The sequence below is a fragment of the Rhodococcus sp. DK176 genome (genome assembly GCF_038447315.2).
Lineage (GTDB): Bacteria > Actinomycetota > Actinomycetes > Mycobacteriales > Mycobacteriaceae > Rhodococcus_F > Rhodococcus_F jostii_A.
This window is the reverse complement of the sequence record NZ_CP118321.2, coordinates 4,408,900-4,424,959: the sequence shown is the minus strand read 5'-3', so window position 1 is coordinate 4,424,959 and position 16,060 is coordinate 4,408,900. Positions and strand designations below refer to the sequence as shown.

Below are 16,060 nucleotides of genomic sequence, written 5' to 3'. Positions count from 1 at the left end.
GAACTCGACTCCCGGTAGGCTCGGTGCCCGTGTCAGCATCCGCTATCGAAACCGAGGCCGCAGGCGGCCCGCTCCCGGCGTCCGACTCGCAGACCTTCCGTCGCGCGTTCAAGGACCTCAGGGACGGCTTCGCTCAGCGCGAGCTGTGGCTGAGCCTCGGCTGGCAGGACATCAAGCAGCGCTACCGCCGGTCGGTGATCGGCCCGTTCTGGATCACGATCGCGACCGGCGTGCAGGCCGCGGCGATGGGCATCCTGTACTCCGCCCTGCTCGACATCCCGCTGGACGAGTTCCTGCCGTACGTCACCGTGGGTCTGATCGTCTGGAACCTGATCAGCGCGAGCATCCTCGAGGGATCCGAGGTGTTCATCGCCAACGAGGGGCTGATCAAACAGCTGCCGTCGGCGCTGAGCGTCCACGTCTACCGGCTGGTGTGGCGGCAGCTGCTGCTGTTCGCCCACAACCTGGTGATCTACGTGATCATGCTGTTCGCGTTCGGCGTGTGGCGGCACCTGACCTGGATGTCGCTGGCCGCGATTCCGGCGATCGCGCTGATCGTCGTCAACGCGGCGTGGGTGTCGATCATGTTCGGCATCTTCTCCACCCGGTACCGGGACATCGCGCCGATCCTCGGCAGCATGACGCTGCTGCTGTTCGTGCTGACACCGATCATGTGGACGACGCAGAGCCTCGAGGCGCAGGGTGGACAGGCCGCCGAGCGCGTCAAGCTCGCCGAGCTGAACCCGCTGTTCCACTACCTCGACATCGTGCGCGCGCCCATGATCGGTCAGGATCAGCAGGCGTACCACTGGTACATCGTGCTGGCCATCACCGTCGTCGGGTGGGCCGCCGCCATCCTCGCGCTTCGCAAGTACCGGGCCCGTGTGCCCTACTGGGTTTAGGGGTCTGAAGTAATGACAGAGCATGTGAGTATCGAGACGCGGGACGCCTGCGTCGACTTCCCGATCTTCGACGCCAAGTCCCGGTCTCTGAAGAAGGCGTTCCTCGGCAAGGCCGGCGGGTCGATCGGGCGCAACAACTCGGACGTCGTCGTGGTCGAGGCCCTGCGCGACATCAATCTGTCGCTGAAGGAAGGCGACCGGATCGGCCTGGTCGGCCACAACGGCGCCGGCAAGTCGACGCTGCTGCGGCTGCTGTCCGGCATCTACGAACCCACCCGCGGCAGCGCGAGCATCCGCGGCCGTGTGGCCCCGGTCTTCGACCTCGGTGTGGGCATGGACCCCGAGATCTCCGGCTACGAGAACATCATCATCCGCGGATTGTTCCTCGGGCAGACCCGCAAGCAGATGCTCGCGAAGATGGACGAGATCGCCGAGTTCACCGAGCTGGGCGAGTACCTGTCGATGCCGTTGCGCACGTACTCCACCGGTATGCGCGTGCGCGTCGCGATGGGTGTGGTCACCAGCATCGACCCGGAGATCCTGCTGCTCGACGAGGGCATCGGCGCCGTCGACGCGGAGTTCATGAAGAAGGCGCGCGTGCGTCTGCAGGCGCTGGTGGAGCGGTCCGGCATCCTGGTGTTCGCCAGCCATTCCAACGAATTCCTCGCCCAGCTCTGCGACACGGCCATGTGGATCGACCACGGTCGGATCCGGCAGCAGGGCGGCATCGAGGACGTCGTCCGCGCGTACGAGGGTGACGACGCCGCCGACCACGTCCGCCACGTCATCTACGAGTTGGACCGGGAGAAGTCCGGGGTCACCGCTTCGGCCGAACGGGACGCCTGTAGCGACAGATCGAACGAGCGTCCCGTTCGTACGGCCGCGGAAGCCGAGGCGGAGTCCGCGTGAGCGCTCCTGCCGAGCGGATCGTCGGTGTCGTCGTCACCCACAAGCGCCGCGAACTGCTGGCGGAATCGCTGAAGGTCCTCGGCTCGCAGACGCGTCCGCTGGACCATCTGGTGGTCGTCGACAACGCCGCCGAGGACGACGTGCGTGAGCTCGTCGAATCGTCCGGGATCCCCGTCAGCTACCTCGGTTCGCAGCACAATCTGGGCGGGGCGGGCGGCTTCGCGCTGGGCATCCTGTACGCCCTCTCGCTCGGCGCCGACTGGGTGTGGCTCGCCGACGACGACGGACGGCCCGAAGGACCGAAGGTCCTGGAGACGCTGCTCGACTGCGCGCAGCGGCACGGGCTGGCCGAGGTCTCCCCCGTGGTCTGCGACATCGACGACCCCGACCGACTCGCGTTCCCCCTGCGCCGCGGGGTGGAGTGGCGACGGCTCCGTTCCGAACTGTTCGCCGACGGCGACGACTCCGCCGACCTGCTGCCGGGTATCGCGTCGCTGTTCAACGGCGCCCTGTTCCGCGCGTCGGCGATCGACACGGTCGGCGTTCCCGACCTGCGTCTGTTCGTCCGCGGCGACGAGGTGGAGGTGCATCGCCGGCTGGTGCGGTCGGGGCTGCCGTTCGGCACCTGCCTGCAGACGGCGTACGTGCACCCGAACGGCGCGGAGGAGTTCAAGCCGATCCTCGGCGGCCGGATGCACACGCAGTATCCGGACAACGAGACGAAGCGGTTCTTCACGTACCGCAACCGCGGTTATCTGCTGTCCCAGCCGGGCATGCGGAAGCTGCTGCCGCAGGAATGGGTGCGGTTCGGGTGGTACTTCCTCGTCACGCGGCGTGATCCGCAGGGTCTGAGGGAGTGGATGCGGCTGCGGAAGCTGGGCCGCCAGGAACGGTTCGAGCGCCCGTAATTCGGTTGCGCCCGGGTTCCGCCGGGTGGGAGCATCGTGGGGTTCCGGTCGAAAGATCTCGCTGTGTTTCGATCTCGATGTGCTGCGAAGGAGTGAGTGTCCGATGACTGTCTCGTCGGTCGACGTCGTGTGCGTCCACTCCCCCTTCCCCCTCGCCTGACCGAACCCGCGCAGTGGTCCGGTCGGCGGTCATCGACCCGAGGATCACACCCACCATGTTCGACCCTGGACAACTCCTGCCCTACGGCTGGAACGACACACTTTCCGACACCTTCGACAACTACCCGGCCGACGGTCGGGAGCCCGGTCGGGTGATCCGCGTGGACCGCGGTCGCTGCGACGTCGCGACGCCCGCGGGCATCGTCCGCGCGCTCGCAGGCGAGCACACGCTCTGCACCGGCGACTGGGTGACACTCCACCGTCACGGCGACGACATCGCCGTCGCCGACCTGCTCCCCCGGCGCAGCGCGATCGTCCGATCGTCCTCGTCCGGCCGGTCGGAGGGCCAGCTCCTCGCGGCCAACGTCGACACGGTGGTGATCGCCGCCGCACTCGACACCGCCCTCGATCTCGGACGCATCGAACGCCTGCTGGCCTTGGCGTGGGAGAGCGGCGCCCAGCCGGTGGTCGCGCTGACCAAATCCGATACCGTGCAGGATGTTTCCCCCGCGACCGCGGAGGTGGCGGCGGTGGCACCGGGTGCGACGGTCCTCGCGGTGAGCGCCGACACCGGCGACGGCATCGACGTCCTCACCGCCGTCATCGACGGGACGGTCGCGCTCATCGGACCGTCCGGCGCGGGCAAGTCGACGCTCGCGAACGCGTTGCTCGGCGAGGACGTGCTCGCCACCGGTCGTGTCCGCGAGGGCGACCACAAGGGACGTCACACGACGGCGCACCGTGAACTCCTGCCGCTGCCTTCCGGGGGTGCCCTGATCGACACGCCGGGACTGCGGGGTGTCGGCATGTGGGACACGTCCGACGGCATCGACAAGACGTTTCCCGAGATCGAGGAGCTCGCGGCGCGGTGCCGGTTCGCGGACTGCTCCCACACGGCCGAACCCGGTTGCGCGGTGCAGGGCGCGGTGGAGCACGGCGAACTGCCCGAACGCAGGCTTGCCAGCTACCGCAAGCTGATTCGCGAGAACGGGTGGATCGCGTCACGCACCGACGCGAGGCTCCGAGCCGAACGCGAACGCGAGTGGAAGAGCATCGCCCGCTGGCAACGTCAGATTTACCGCAGTCGCGGTCACTGACACGGGCGTCCGACCGCATCCCGGTTCGAGCGGTGAGCCGGGATGCGGACTGGCAACATGGGTATATGTTCGATCTTCGGAGAAAGGCCCGTCTCAAGCTTCAACGTGCCATGTCCGAGGTGGTGGCCGAGTCGGATCGACGGTCCCGTGAGCTCACCGAGAACCAGCACGACCAGACCCTGGCAGAGCTGAGCGCGACCAATCAGGAACTCGCCCGGGTGCTGTCCGAGCTGTCCGATGCCCGCATGGAGATCTCCGACGTCCAGCAGCGGCTCGGCGAACTGGAGCAGCAGGCCCGCCGCGACATCACGCAGGCACTGGACGTGCGGGCCACGAACGAGGCGGCGGCGTTCGTGCTCGAACACATGCCGAAGGCGCCCGTGTTCTGGAATCCGCAGGACACGCTGCGCTACGGACTGTCGCAGGTGGAGGTCGAGGGGCTGGCCCTCGAGTTCGGGGTGGCGTCGGGCACCACGCTCCGGATCATCGTCGAACAGTTGAAGGACGCCGAGCACGAGGTATTCGGGTTCGACGTGTTCTCCGGTCTGCCGCAGACGTGGCGCACCGGATTCCCGGCCGGGGAGTTCGCGCAGGAGAATCTGCCGCAGGTGCGGGGCGCCCAGTTGGTGCCCGGACTGTTCGAGGACACCCTGTCGGGGTTCCTGGAGAAGCATCCGGGACCGGTGTCGTTCGTGCATCTCGACGCCGACCTGTACTCGTCCACGAAGTCGGTGCTCGACCGGATCGAACGCCGGCTGGTCGCGGGCACGGTGATCGTGTTCGACGAGTTCTTCAACTTCCCGGGCTGGCAGGAGCACGAGTACCGGGCGTGGGCGGAGTTCGTCGACCGCACCGGCGTCGGCTTCGAGTACCTGAGCTACACCGCGAACCACGAGCAGGTGGTCGTGCGGATCACCGCACCAGCTTCACCGCCTGCGTGACGTTGAACGTCGCGCGTTCGTCGATCCGCAGTCCGGACCGCGCGAGCGCCGCGAACGCCTCGGTGTCCTCGAAGTGGTACGGCGGCAGCGTCCACACCTCGTTGGACGTGTGCCGGATGACGCGCTCGGCGTCGCGTTCGTAGTCGGTGAAGAACCAGACCACGGAGCACGACTCGAGCTGGCCCGCGAGGTCCGGGACGGCGAGTTCGTCGTCCCACAGCGACCCCCGGCTCGCGGCCGTGGTCCCGAGCCCGATGTCGCGGGTGCCGTCGAATGCCGCCGGCCGCACGTTCTTCACGAGCCGCAGCGACGTGGGGTTCCAGGCCGGCTTGTCGAACAGCACGCAGTCGCCGGGGCGGAGGTGTTCCCCGGCGAAACTGTTGACGGTGCTGAAGTCCATGCCGCTGGGTTTCGCCCACTGCTCGCGCTGGTCGAGGTAGCTCGGCGATGCGGCCACCACGAACACCGCGAGCACCGCGGCGGACTCCCACCACTTCCGGGCCAGGGCGGCCAGGCAGAGTCCGCCGACGAGGGCCACCGCCGGCGTGGTGAACGTGAAGTACCGCGGCAGATACACCGGGCTGCGCAGGAGCGAATACGCGAGCAACGCCGCCATCGGCACGGCGATCCACGGCAGCGCGACGTACAGCACCGGGGGCACACGGCGACCGCGCACCAGCGCCACCACCCCGGCCACCACCAGGACGGCGAACAGCATCGCGAACCACGGTGCGCCGACGAACCACTGGTACTCGGCGACGGCCCGCGGCAGGTGCCCGTCGAGCGGCGGGATCCACGCCACCTGGACGGATTCCCGGCGCACCAGCGCCACGAACGGCGCCGCGACCACTGCCCCCGCCGCCGTGGCGGACGCCCATCCGAGCCAGGACCGCCGGACCTCGCGCAGCAGAAGGATCGTCAGCAGGTGCGCGGGAACGAGGGTGATCAGGTAGACGAACAACACGATCGACACCGCCAGGCCGGCGGCGTACAGCGCCCACAGCCACCGCCGCCGGAGCCTCAGTGCCGCAAGGAGAATCACGGTCAGCCAGACCGCGGCGGCAGCTGTGGCCGCGTAGCCGCGAGCCTCCCCGGCCGCCCACGTGACGCTGGGCAGGATCACGAACAGGATCCCGGACAGCACCGCCACCCGCCTGGTCGAGATCAGCGCACCGAGCACCACCACCCCTGCGCCCGCCGCGCCCGCGGCCAGGGCGCTCGGGAACCGGGCCGAGAACTCCGAGGCACCGAACATCGCGAACCAGTAGTGCATCCCGACGTAATACAACCCGTGCACGGCATCGATGTGGCCGAGCAGATTCGACAGGTCGGGCCGGGACCGCTGACTCGAGTACAGCGTCGCGACCTCGTCGTACCAGAACGACGGACGCCAACTCCACGCCGCGCCGAGCACCACACCGACAGCGAAGACGAGGAACGAATCCCGGAGCAGCCCACGCACATCGCGGGCCTGCAACGGTGCGGCCGACGTCACTTACCGTAGAGGCGAGCCCAGTTCTCCCGGCTGGTGAGCTGCGGCAACGCATCCCGGTACTGGCGCTGCGTCGACGCCGCATCCTCGCGGAACCGCTTCATCAGCTTCGCGGTCCGGGCCGTGAGCTCACGGGCCGTCTCCTTGTCGCGGCGGCGCACCCGCACCCCGGACTGGGAGGCGTCGGTGATGACGGCGGTGTCGAACAGCGACACGTGCCACCAGTGCGCCTCGGCCACAGGAATACTCGCGACACCGTGCTGGGTGCGGCCGAGCCACTGGTACGCGGCCCGCTTGGCGAGGACGAGGTCGATCCTGCTCTTGTCCGGCTCGAAACCGGCGTAACGGGTGACGAGGTCGGAGTTGCGGACACCGGGAATGTTCGACGCGGGGTGCTTGACGGTTTCGGGGAACCGCTTGCGCTCCTCACGGATCGACGCCAGCACGGCCTGACCGCCGTCCTCGAGGACCTTCGGGCCCTCGAGGAAGTCCTCGATACCGCGAATCATGGTGTACGCCAACCCGTACTGCATCGACACGAGGTACTGGGTGATCTCCCGCGTCATCCTCTTGCTCAGCGACTTGGCGTCGAAGTCACTGTGCAGCGCGGCCGCGATCAGCGAGTTGCGGATGCTGAAGTACTTGGCCCAGTCGTCGCGGTCCTTCCAGTGGAAGTCCGCGTGCCACACACCGGCATTGGGCAGGGTGACGGTGACGAATCCGGCGGCGCGGGCACGGATGCCGTACTCGATGTCGTCCCACTGGAAGAACATCGGCAGCGGAAGCCCGATCTGCGCGACCACCTCGGCCGGGATCAGGCACGACCACCACGCGTTGTAGCCGGCGTCGACGCGCTTGTGCTGCTTCTTCTTGAGCAGATTGATGTCGTGCCGCGACCCGGCCGCCCAACGTCCCGCCTTCAGCTTCGACAGGTCCGCTTCCTCCGCGCTGACGTGCAGGTGCTCCGGGTTCATCAGGTACAGCATCTGCGCGCCGACGAGCGTCGGCTCGGTGGTGACGTTGGCGAACGCATTCATCCGCAGGATCGACTCCGGCTCGCACAGGATGTCGTCGTCCATCAGGATCAGGTTGGCGTGCTCGTTGATCCCCGACACCTCGTACATGCCGCGGGTGAATCCGCCGGCCCCGCCGAGGTTCGGCTGCCGCAGGTACACGAGCTTGTCGCCCAGGATCTCGGCGACCTCGGTGAACTTCTCCCGGTCCGACACGTGGTCGCTGCCCTGGTCGACCACGTACACGGCGTCGATGCCGGATGCCATCGTCGAGTCGTTCGCGATGGCGGCGACGGTCTCGGCGCAGTCGTCGGCGCGGTTGAACGTGCAGATCGCGATCGCGGCGGGCCGGATCACCGACGGCGCGGCGACGGTCCACTCCAGTTCGCTCACGGCGAGGGGGCCGTCGACGGCGGTGAACTCCACCCACAGGGAACCGCCGTCGAGGTAGGCGTCGAGCTTCGCGGACAGCGTCGCCGTGCCCGAGCCGTCGATCTCCGTCGTCGCGAGGATGCGCGAGTTGCCGCCCGAATCGGAGCCGCGCAGCGCCACCACGGCCCGACCGCCGGCCTCGTGGTGGAACCCGACGGTCACGTCGGTGACCGTGGTCCAGCGCTGGTAGTAGCTGGCAGCGAACCGGCCGAAGTACGTGTCGGTGTCGACCGTCGCACCCTTCTCGAGGTGTACGACGTAACGCTCGCGGTGGGCGCGGCCCTTGACGATCCTGGCGTACAGGTCGTCCTTGACCCGGGTGGTCGGTCCCGTGAAGAGACCTCGCGCCACCACGAGGCGGTCGGGTGCGCGATGCTCGGTGAGAGCACTCCGTACCGCGGCCGTGCTCCCGTCCACAGGTGCTACCGACGCAGACTCGTTCATAGTGCTCCTACTGTTCCCCGCGAGAGGTGGGCTGGACCGCGCCACGGCGACGGCACGATCCTCTTCTCGGTTCGCAGGGTATCAACCTCGCGACGTGCTCCCCGACCATGCGAGGCGCCCTCCGTCCCGGTGACGGGCCCGCAGCCGGAACAGCCCCACCCCCATCGCGAGCACATCGCCCCTGGATATGCGGGTGTCGTGGCTGTCGTGATCGGCGCTCAGACGCACCGGGACCTCGACCGGCACGATGCCCGCCCGCTCCGCGAGGTAGACGAGTTCGGTGGTGAACAGGAACCCGGGCTCGACGAGGTCGGGAACCAGTCTTCGCATCAGGTCGCCGTCCATCAGGACGGTGCCCTGGGGGTCGCCGGTGCGCATCCCGAGAACCACGCGGCGCAGCGCCGCGAAACCCCACGTCAGGGTTCCCCGGAGCGCGCCGCGTTGCACCTGCGAGTCGGGGTGGGCCTTGGAACCGATCACGACTTCGGGCAGCCGGCCGTCGTGGCCGGCGAGCGTCTCGGCGCCGTCGAGGTCGTCGAACCCGAACGGCAGGTCGTCGGCGGTCAGCAGCACGTGCGCGCCGCGACTCGCCTCCGCTCCCGTCCGCAACGCGTTGCCCATGCCCTTCTCGCTCCGCAGCACGGTGAGCGACACGGGTCCGGGCGTCCACTCGGCGGCAAGGCGGCCGCAGATGTCCGCGGTGTCGTCGGTGGATCCGTTCTCCACCACGATGATCTCGACGTCGTGACCGGCCAGGCGTTCGGCCAGCCGGTGGACGGTCTGCTCGATGACGGCGGCGGAATTGTAGGCGGGGACGACGACCGACAGCGCCTTCGGCGCACGTGCGCCTTTCTGGTCGTGGGAACAACCGAAAAGGCGCACGGGCGCAGCCTAACTCGTAGGCTCGGAGTCCGTGGCACCCTCCGCGTCCGTGTCCTCGACGTTCACCCGATCGATACACCGCGTGCCCGAGTGGATGGTGGCATCGGCGGTCGCGGTGGCTGCCGCGGCAATCGCGACGATTCCCCGGATCGTGTACGACCGCTTCTACTACGGCGGCGACATGCTGGAATCGTTCGTGCCGTCCTGGCACCGGATCGGCACCGAACTCCTCGCCGGGCGGTGGCTCACCGTCAATCCCGACGCCTGGATCGGCGGGAACTATGCGGGCGAGGCCGCGTACGGCCTCTACAACCCGGTCAACCTGGCCAACTACATCCTGGCCGCGACATTCGAGAACCTGTCCGTCGCGGCGTTCGTGATCATGGCCGAGTTCCTCGCGCTGTTCGCCCTCGCCGCGTATCTGCTGTGCCGCGAATACGGCGCCCGCCGCGGTCCGGCGATCCTCGCCGGACTGACCATTCCGTTCAGCGGTTTCACCCTGTTCTACGAGGCGGCGGGCTGGCCGTCCGGGATGATGGCCGTCGCGTGGGTGACGCTGTTCTGGTGGTCGGCGCTGCGCCTCTCCCGCGGTCGCACGAACCCGCTGGTCACCTTCGTGATCGGCGTACTGACGGTGAGCATGGGCAACCCGTACGCCGCGCTGGGCGCCGTCGTCGTTCTCCTCGGCATCGGGATCGGCCTGCTCGCGCAGCGGCAGTTCTTCCGGTTGTTCGTTCTGGTGATCACCGGCGCATGCGCGGGCACCGCCGCGCTGGTGACCTACCTGCCGCTGTTCCTCAGCGTCGACGTCACCACCCGCGCGGGCAGCACCGGCATCTTCAACGACACGTTCCTGCAGCCGCAGATCGGCGGCCTCGCGGGAATGAGCAGCCCGTCGTATCTGCCCGTCATCATGACGTTCGGCGGGCCGGTCGAGGTGATCCCGTCGCTGTACCTCTCGTGGTTCGTGCTGCCACTGCTGCCGTGGCTGCCGTGGGGCCGGATCCGCACGCTGTTCGCGTCCACGGAGTTCCGTCGCGCGCACGGGCGACCACTGATCAGCCTGCTCGTGATCGCGGTCGTCTACTTCCTCTTCACGTTCGGACCGTCGAACGTCGGAATGTTCCGGTGGCCGATCCGGCTCGTCGAATACCTGTACCTGTGCGGGGTGATCGGCCTGGCGCTCGCGTTGTCGCTGGGCATCGCGCACGACCGGGTGCGTCACCGGGCGACGGCGTCGGCGGTGCTGATCGCGCTGGGCTTCTACCTGGCGTTCTCGTCCTCACCCGCCCTGACGCTGCGGCACACGCTGTTCGCGCTGCTCGTCGCGGCGCTGTGCGTGCTCGCGTACACCGCCTGGCGCACTCGGGGCCCGAATGCTCTCGTCGCCGCCCTCGTCCTGGGAACCGTGGTGGTGACCGCAGCGCAGGTCTGGTCCCTCACCCGCGACGTCGAACGCGACAGCCGCGTCGATCCGTCGAGCACGTCGGTGCTGTCCGCGCAGACGGACCGCTACCAGGGCACCGTGCTGCAACTCGCCGACCTGGACGACACGTCCCACGAGGACGTCAGCGCCGGCCGGATCCTGTTCGGCAACGAGATCATGGCGTCGTCCGCCGAGGGCAGCATCAACGCCTACACCGGCATCGGGTTCACCGAGTTCCAGGAAGCCCTGTGCATGGACTACCGCGGCGCCGTCTGCCCCGGGGTGTACGGGGCGCTGTGGCAGCCGGTGAACGCGGACATCCCGATCCCGCTGATCGACTACCTCCGGGTGTCGACGCTCGTCGTGGAGCACGGGCTCGTGCCCGAGGTCGCGACGGCACCGCCCCCACCCGGCTGGCACGTCACCGAGCGCAGCGACTCCCGGACGGTGTTGCAGCGTGACCGGCCGCTGCCCCTGCCCGGACGCGTGTCGTTCGCGTCCGACGGCGTCCGGGTGCTCTCGTCCGAGATGAGCGCGGCGACGGAGACCGTGCGGGTGGCAGGCAGCGGCGGCACCGTCTGGTTCGCGCGCCTCGCGTGGCCCGGCTACTCGGCCGCCGTCGACGGCGAGCCGGTGGAGACGACCGCGGGGTGGCACGGTCTGCTCGCGGTGCCGATTCCGCCGGGTGACCACGAACTGGTCGTGACGTTCCGCCCGCCTCGGCAGAACCTGTCCGTGGCGGCGTTCGGCGCCGCGACGGTCGTGGTGCTGATCCTGTCCGTCGTCGATCCGGTGGTGCGCAGGCGGAAGCTCAGCGCGGCGACCACTCGGACGACGTGAACGCCGACGCCTCGGTGGAACCGGACCCCGCGACCGCGGCGGACGACAACGCGTCGGCGATCAGCTGGTGGCCGATCTGGTTCGGGTGGTCGCCGTCGTCGGCCAGCAGCCCGGTGGGGTCGCCGTCGCCCCACGTGCCCTTGAACGTGCTGAACAGGTCGACGTACGTGGCGCCCTCCGCGCCCGCGACCTCCGAGATGACGTCGTTGGCGCGCAGCGTCAGCGCGGCGCTGTCCCGGAGGAACTGCGGCCCGTACAACTCGCGGGCCACGTCACCGTCCGGGAAGACGTCCCAGTACCCGGTGACCAGCACTGCGGTCGGCTGACCGGCCCGCAGTTCGGCGATGCGGTCGAGCACGGACGTCAGCGTGGTCTGCAGCTGCGGCAGGACGGGTTCGAAGCAGCCGAGCCCGTCGTCGCCACCGCAGTCGCCGTCCAGGTAGTCGTCGAGTTCGGCGTAGAAGTCGTTGGCGCCGATCGTGACGGTGACGAGGTCGGCGTCGCGGACGGCGTCGGCGTCGTATTCGCCGGGTTCGAGTGAGTCGAGCAGGTCGGCGCTCGTCCAGCCCCCGACACCCAGATCGGCCACCTGCACGGGCACCGCGTCGTCGCCGGACAGCTGATCACCGAACAGTTCCACGAACGGCGTGCAGCCGGGGCATCCGTCACCGGCCGGGATGGAATCCCCCAGGCCCACGAGGGTCGCGGTCGGCGGCGGCGATTGTGTCTGCGGCTGCGCCACGGGCGGTGCCACAGTCGTGGAACAGGCTGCGAGGAGCGGAATCACGACCGCTACGGGAACACCGAGAATCCAGCGTCGCACGGGGCCTCCCCATCACGTCCTGCGCCTCGGAGGGAGCGCTCGTCACCGGTCCGGACGAATTCTACCGACGGTCCCGCTCGGCTGCCGATCCCCGCGGGACGGTGCGGACGTGCGCCCGCTCGCCCTGGGGGCCGAACAGGCTGAGGATCTCCGCCGGTTGCGGTCCGGGGTTGCCGAACCAGTGCGGGACGTGGGTGTCGAACTCCGCGACCTCCCCCGGCGTGAGGATCACGTCGTGTTCGCCGAGCAGCAGTCGCAGCCGGCCGGACAGGACGTACAGCCATTCGTAGCCCTCGTGGACCTGCAGGTTCGGTATGCCGTTCGGGTCACCCGGCGGGATCACGTGCTTGAACGCCTGGATCCCGCCGGGCCTGCGGGTCAGCGGGATGATCGTCGAGCCGTTCCGCTCGAGGGGCCGCAGATGGACGCGGGGGTCGCCGGTGGCGGGTGCGTCGACGAGTTCGTCCAGGGGCAGCTGATGGGCGCGGGCCAGCAGGAGCATCAGCTCGAGGGTGGGTTTGCGCTGGCCGGACTCGAGCCGCGACAGGGTGCTCACCGAGATCCCGGTGGACTCGGAGAGCTGGGCGAGGGTCGCGCCGCGCTGCTGGCGGAGGGCTTTGAGCCGCGGTCCCACGGCGTCGAGGACGCCGTCCAGGTCGGGTACGTCGTCGTTCACACACATCATGTTGCCACGGCAGCAAACTTGCTTGCCAGTTTTGCGGGCTCACCGGACAGTGGACGTCACGAGGTCGACGAACGAAGGAGAACGCGATGGAAGACAGTTACGACGTAGTGGTCGTCGGCGGGGGCGCGGCCGGACTCGGCGGGGCACTGGCCCTGTCGCGGGCACGGCGATCGGTGCTCGTGATCGACGCAGGCGCCCCGCGCAACGCACCGGCCGGGCACATTCACAACTACCTCGGCCGAGAGGGCACCCCTCCCGGCGAACTACTGGCCATCGGACGCGAGGAGGTCGCCGGGTACGGCGGCGAGATCGTGACCGGCACCGTCACGTCGGCCGACAGGGTGGGGGACGGCCAGTTCCGGGTGACGCTCGCCGACGGCGCGACCGTGCGTGCGCGGAGACTGCTCGTGACCACCGGCCTCGTCGACGTGCTCCCCGACATCCCCGGCGTGGCCGAGCGCTGGGGACGCGACGTCCTGCACTGCCCGTACTGCCACGGCTGGGAGGTCCGGGACCAGCCGGTCGGCGTCCTGGCCGGCAGTCCGCCGGTGGTGCACCAGGCGCTGATGTGGCGGCAGTGGACCGACAACGTGACGTTGTTCCTGAACGACGCGAACGAACCCACCGGCGAGGAGTACGAGCAACTCGCGGCACGCGGTATCGCCGTGATCGATGGCGGTGTGGCCGGACTCGAGGTGCAGGACGACCGGCTGACCGGGGTCCGGCTACGCACAGGTCAGGTCTTCTCCCTCACCGCCGTGGTGGTCCCGCCGCTGTTCCGGGCCCGCGCCGACTTCCTCACCAGCCTGGGCCTGGACACCACCGAGATGGAGATGGCCGGACACGTGATCGGCACCGCCGTCGCCGCCGACGCGACCGGCGCCACCGCGGTCCCGGGCGTGTGGGTGGCCGGCAACGTCGCAGACCCGAAAGCGCAGGTGATCGTCGCCGCCGGAGCCGGCCTGAGCGCCGCGGCCGCACTCAACGCCGACCTCATCGCGGAAGACACCCGCCTGGCAGTCGCCGGAGCGCTCAGCCGGTAGCCGACACCGTCGCCTCGTGGACCACGCGATGCGCGGGCAGGATCGAGTCGCGTTCCGCGTCGGCGTCCCCCTCGCCGCCGATCAGCCCGACGTAGTGCGCGAGCTGGGCGGCGAGGGGTTCGTCGCTGTAGCGGAGGGTGGGGATCTCGATCACCGTCTGCTGCTTGTAGCCGTCGCGGTCGGCGGGCAGGTCGTCGTCGATGTGCCGGTAGATGGTGATGTCGCGGCGCAGGAGGTCGATCTCGATCAGGCGGTCCGGCTCCAGCAGCGACAACTGCCGGACCTTCCGCTGACTCACCCGGCTGGCCGAGATGGTGGCCACCGCACCGGATTCGAAACGCAGCACCGCCTCCGCGCAGTCCTCGGCCTCGTTGCGTCGCGAACTGTCGTGGAAGTACCCGAACTCGGCCTTCACGCCGACGGGCGGCGATCCGACGAAACCGATCGCGAGGTCGACGTCGTGGATCAGCAGGTCGGTCGCGACGCCGGTGGGGATGCGGGAGACGAACGGCGAGTGCCGGATTCCGTTGACCTGCCACACGTCACCGGCGAATTCGCGGGCCGTCCGGACCGCCGGGTTGTAGCGCTCGAGCAGGCCGCACATCAGCGGAACACCGGTCGCGGCCGCACGCTTCACCAGATCGGTGCTCTCCTCGTACGTTGCGGCGAGCGGCTTTTCGACCAGCACCGGCTTGCCGAGGTCGAGGATGCGGCCCGCCAACTCGTAGTGGGCGGGTGTCGCCGCCGCGACGACGGCGGCATCGATGCCGTCCAGTTCGTCGAAATCCGCAGCCCATGCGGTGTCGAACCGTGCGGCGACGTCCCGCCCGTGTTCCTCACGCGGCTCCACCAGCAGGGCGAGGTCACACAGCGGGGATTGCGCGAGAACGCGGGCGTGCAGCGAACCCATCTTGCCTGATCCGACGAGCGCGATCCGCGGTCGCGTGGACGTCATCACGCCTCCATCGCCTCACGCGCCGCGGCGACGATCCGGTCGACGTCGTCGGTGGAGAGTGCGGCGTGGACGGGGATGCTGAGGCACCGGCGGGCCACGGACGTCGCGACCGGCGTCGGTGAGGCGATCACCCGGGGATGCTCGCGGTAGCAGTCGTAGTCGTAAACGGTTCTCGGGTAGTAGACGCCGCTGCCGACGTCCCGTTCGCTCAGACGCTGCGCGAGGGTGTCGCGGTCGATCGGCGCATCGGGTGCGAGGATCACGGTGAACTGGTGCCACACGTGCCCGCGGCCCGCGAGTTCCGAAGGCAGAACGAGACCTTCGACGTCCTTCAGACCGGTCCGCAGCGCCTCCGCGTTGCGGCGGCGCGACTCCACCTGTTGCAGATAGGAACCCAGCTGCGGCAACCCGAGACTGGCCTGCAGATCCGTCATCCGGAAGTTCTGGCCCGCCATCTCGTATTCGTAGCGCCGTCGCATGCCCTGATTCCGCAGCACCCGCAACCGGTCGGCCACCGCGTCGTCGTCCGTCGTGACCATGCCGCCCTCGGCGGTGGTGAGATTCTTGGTCGCGTAGAACGAGAAGCAACCGAGCCCGAAGCTGCCCGCACCCTTGCCGTCGAACGTGGCACCGTGCGCCTGGGCGGCGTCCTCGACGACGGCGAGCCCCTCGGTCTCGGCCAGCGGCATCAACGCACCCATGTCCGCGGTCTGCCCGTACAGATGCACCGGCATCAGCACCCGGGTGCGCTCGTTCACGCACTCCGCAACGACGTCGGGGTCGAGCGCGAAATCGGCCTCTCCGATGTCCGCGAACCGGGCCGTCGCGCCGGAATCGAGAATCGCGTTGAGCGTGGCCACGAACGTGAAGGGGGTGGTGAGCACCTCGTCGCCCGGTTGAAGATCCAGCACCCGCAGCGCCGCGATCAGCGCGGTGGTGCCGCTGTTGACGGCCACGGCGTGCCGGGTACCGACGAGTTCGGCGAACCCCTCCTCGAACCTCGCGACCTTCGGTCCCTGCGCGACCATCCCGGATCGCAGGGTGTCGAGAACCTCGCGCTCGACGTCCTCTCCGAAAGAGATACTCGAGATCGCGATCACGGTTCCTCC

The 16,060-nt window shown here is 69.0% G+C and carries 14 protein-coding genes; 7 read left to right on the top strand and 7 right to left on the bottom strand.

The genetic code is table 11. The annotated features are described in order from the left end of the window. Window positions 1–29: 29 nt before the first annotated feature. The 5 genes from PSR88_RS20930 (at window position 30) to PSR88_RS20910 (ending at window position 4,916) form a co-directional block, all read left to right on the top strand. Window positions 30–902: an ABC transporter permease gene (locus PSR88_RS20930; protein ID WP_012691162.1), complete on the top strand. Its 873-nt coding sequence runs from the start codon at window positions 30–32 to the stop codon at window positions 900–902. Window positions 903–914: 12 nt separating this feature from the next. Beyond that, window positions 915–1,811, top strand: a complete 897-nt coding sequence (locus PSR88_RS20925) for an ABC transporter ATP-binding protein (RefSeq protein ID WP_016884450.1) — start codon at window positions 915–917, stop codon at window positions 1,809–1,811. Further along, window positions 1,808–2,719: a glycosyltransferase gene (locus PSR88_RS20920; RefSeq protein ID WP_009477186.1), complete on the top strand. Its 912-nt coding sequence runs from the start codon at window positions 1,808–1,810 to the stop codon at window positions 2,717–2,719. Before PSR88_RS20925 ends, PSR88_RS20920 begins: the two co-directional genes overlap by 4 nt. Window positions 2,720–2,892: 173 nt before the next feature. Beyond that, window positions 2,893–3,975 carry a ribosome small subunit-dependent GTPase A gene (gene rsgA / locus PSR88_RS20915; RefSeq protein ID WP_016884449.1) on the top strand — a complete coding sequence of 361 codons (1,083 nt, stop codon included), beginning with the start codon at window positions 2,893–2,895 and terminating at the stop codon, window positions 3,973–3,975. A 65-nt stretch (window positions 3,976–4,040) separates the two neighbouring features. Beyond that, entirely contained in the window at window positions 4,041–4,916 is an 876-nt protein-coding gene (locus tag PSR88_RS20910; protein WP_029539696.1) for a class I SAM-dependent methyltransferase, read from the top strand. On the opposite strand, the gene PSR88_RS20905 is transcribed toward PSR88_RS20910, so the two are convergent. From PSR88_RS20905 to PSR88_RS20895, 3 genes are all read right to left on the bottom strand, one after another. After that, window positions 4,888–6,411 (bottom strand): glycosyltransferase family 39 protein, encoded by a 1,524-nt coding sequence (locus PSR88_RS20905; RefSeq protein ID WP_016884448.1) that lies wholly within the window; start codon window positions 6,409–6,411, stop codon window positions 4,888–4,890. The two genes, PSR88_RS20910 and PSR88_RS20905, sit on opposite strands and share 29 nt — an antisense overlap. Further along, window positions 6,408–8,297 (bottom strand): glycosyltransferase, encoded by a 1,890-nt coding sequence (locus PSR88_RS20900; RefSeq protein WP_016884447.1) that lies wholly within the window; start codon window positions 8,295–8,297, stop codon window positions 6,408–6,410. Before PSR88_RS20900 ends, PSR88_RS20905 begins: the two co-directional genes overlap by 4 nt. A gap of 81 nt (window positions 8,298–8,378) precedes the next feature. After that, entirely contained in the window at window positions 8,379–9,179 is an 801-nt protein-coding gene (locus PSR88_RS20895) for a glycosyltransferase (RefSeq protein ID WP_011596601.1), read from the bottom strand. A gap of 94 nt (window positions 9,180–9,273) precedes the next feature. On the opposite strand from PSR88_RS20895, the gene PSR88_RS20890 reads away from it, so the two are divergent. Then, window positions 9,274–11,445 (top strand): membrane protein, encoded by a 2,172-nt coding sequence (locus tag PSR88_RS20890; RefSeq protein ID WP_037197896.1) that lies wholly within the window; start codon window positions 9,274–9,276, stop codon window positions 11,443–11,445. Here the strand turns inward: PSR88_RS20890 and PSR88_RS20885 are convergent. Together PSR88_RS20885 and PSR88_RS20880 are read right to left on the bottom strand one after the other, a co-directional pair. After that, window positions 11,417–12,268 carry an SGNH/GDSL hydrolase family protein gene (locus PSR88_RS20885; protein ID WP_011596599.1) on the bottom strand — a complete coding sequence of 284 codons (852 nt, stop codon included), beginning with the start codon at window positions 12,266–12,268 and terminating at the stop codon, window positions 11,417–11,419. The genes PSR88_RS20890 and PSR88_RS20885 overlap by 29 nt on opposite strands. A gap of 61 nt (window positions 12,269–12,329) precedes the next feature. Continuing rightward, window positions 12,330–12,953, bottom strand: coding sequence for a helix-turn-helix domain-containing protein (locus PSR88_RS20880; protein WP_011596598.1), 624 nt, complete (start codon window positions 12,951–12,953; stop codon window positions 12,330–12,332). An 86-nt stretch (window positions 12,954–13,039) separates the two neighbouring features. Here PSR88_RS20880 and PSR88_RS20875 point away from each other — a divergent pair, with 86 nt between their 5' ends. Continuing rightward, on the top strand, window positions 13,040–13,996 hold the full coding sequence (locus PSR88_RS20875) for an NAD(P)/FAD-dependent oxidoreductase (protein ID WP_016884445.1): 957 nt from the start codon (window positions 13,040–13,042) through the stop codon (window positions 13,994–13,996). On the opposite strand, the gene PSR88_RS20870 is transcribed toward PSR88_RS20875, so the two are convergent. After that, window positions 13,986–14,951, bottom strand: coding sequence for a Gfo/Idh/MocA family protein (locus PSR88_RS20870; RefSeq protein WP_011596596.1), 966 nt, complete (start codon window positions 14,949–14,951; stop codon window positions 13,986–13,988). The two genes, PSR88_RS20875 and PSR88_RS20870, sit on opposite strands and share 11 nt — an antisense overlap. Continuing rightward, window positions 14,951–16,051 (bottom strand): DegT/DnrJ/EryC1/StrS family aminotransferase, encoded by a 1,101-nt coding sequence (locus PSR88_RS20865; RefSeq protein ID WP_016884444.1) that lies wholly within the window; start codon window positions 16,049–16,051, stop codon window positions 14,951–14,953. Before PSR88_RS20865 ends, PSR88_RS20870 begins: the two co-directional genes overlap by 1 nt. Window positions 16,052–16,060 lie beyond the last annotated feature (9 nt).

Coding starts and splice junctions, on each gene's coding strand:
- PSR88_RS20925 (WP_016884450.1), top strand. CDS start 915: ATGACAGAGCATGTGAGTATCGAGACGCGGGACGCCTGCGTCGACTTC.
- PSR88_RS20910 (WP_029539696.1), top strand. CDS start 4,041: ATGTTCGATCTTCGGAGAAAGGCCCGTCTCAAGCTTCAACGTGCCATG.
- PSR88_RS20900 (WP_016884447.1), bottom strand. CDS start 8,297: ATGAACGAGTCTGCGTCGGTAGCACCTGTGGACGGGAGCACGGCCGCG.
- PSR88_RS20890 (WP_037197896.1), top strand. CDS start 9,274: ATGGTGGCATCGGCGGTCGCGGTGGCTGCCGCGGCAATCGCGACGATT.
- PSR88_RS20880 (WP_011596598.1), bottom strand. CDS start 12,953: ATGATGTGTGTGAACGACGACGTACCCGACCTGGACGGCGTCCTCGAC.
- PSR88_RS20875 (WP_016884445.1), top strand. CDS start 13,040: ATGGAAGACAGTTACGACGTAGTGGTCGTCGGCGGGGGCGCGGCCGGA.
- PSR88_RS20870 (WP_011596596.1), bottom strand. CDS start 14,951: ATGACGTCCACGCGACCGCGGATCGCGCTCGTCGGATCAGGCAAGATG.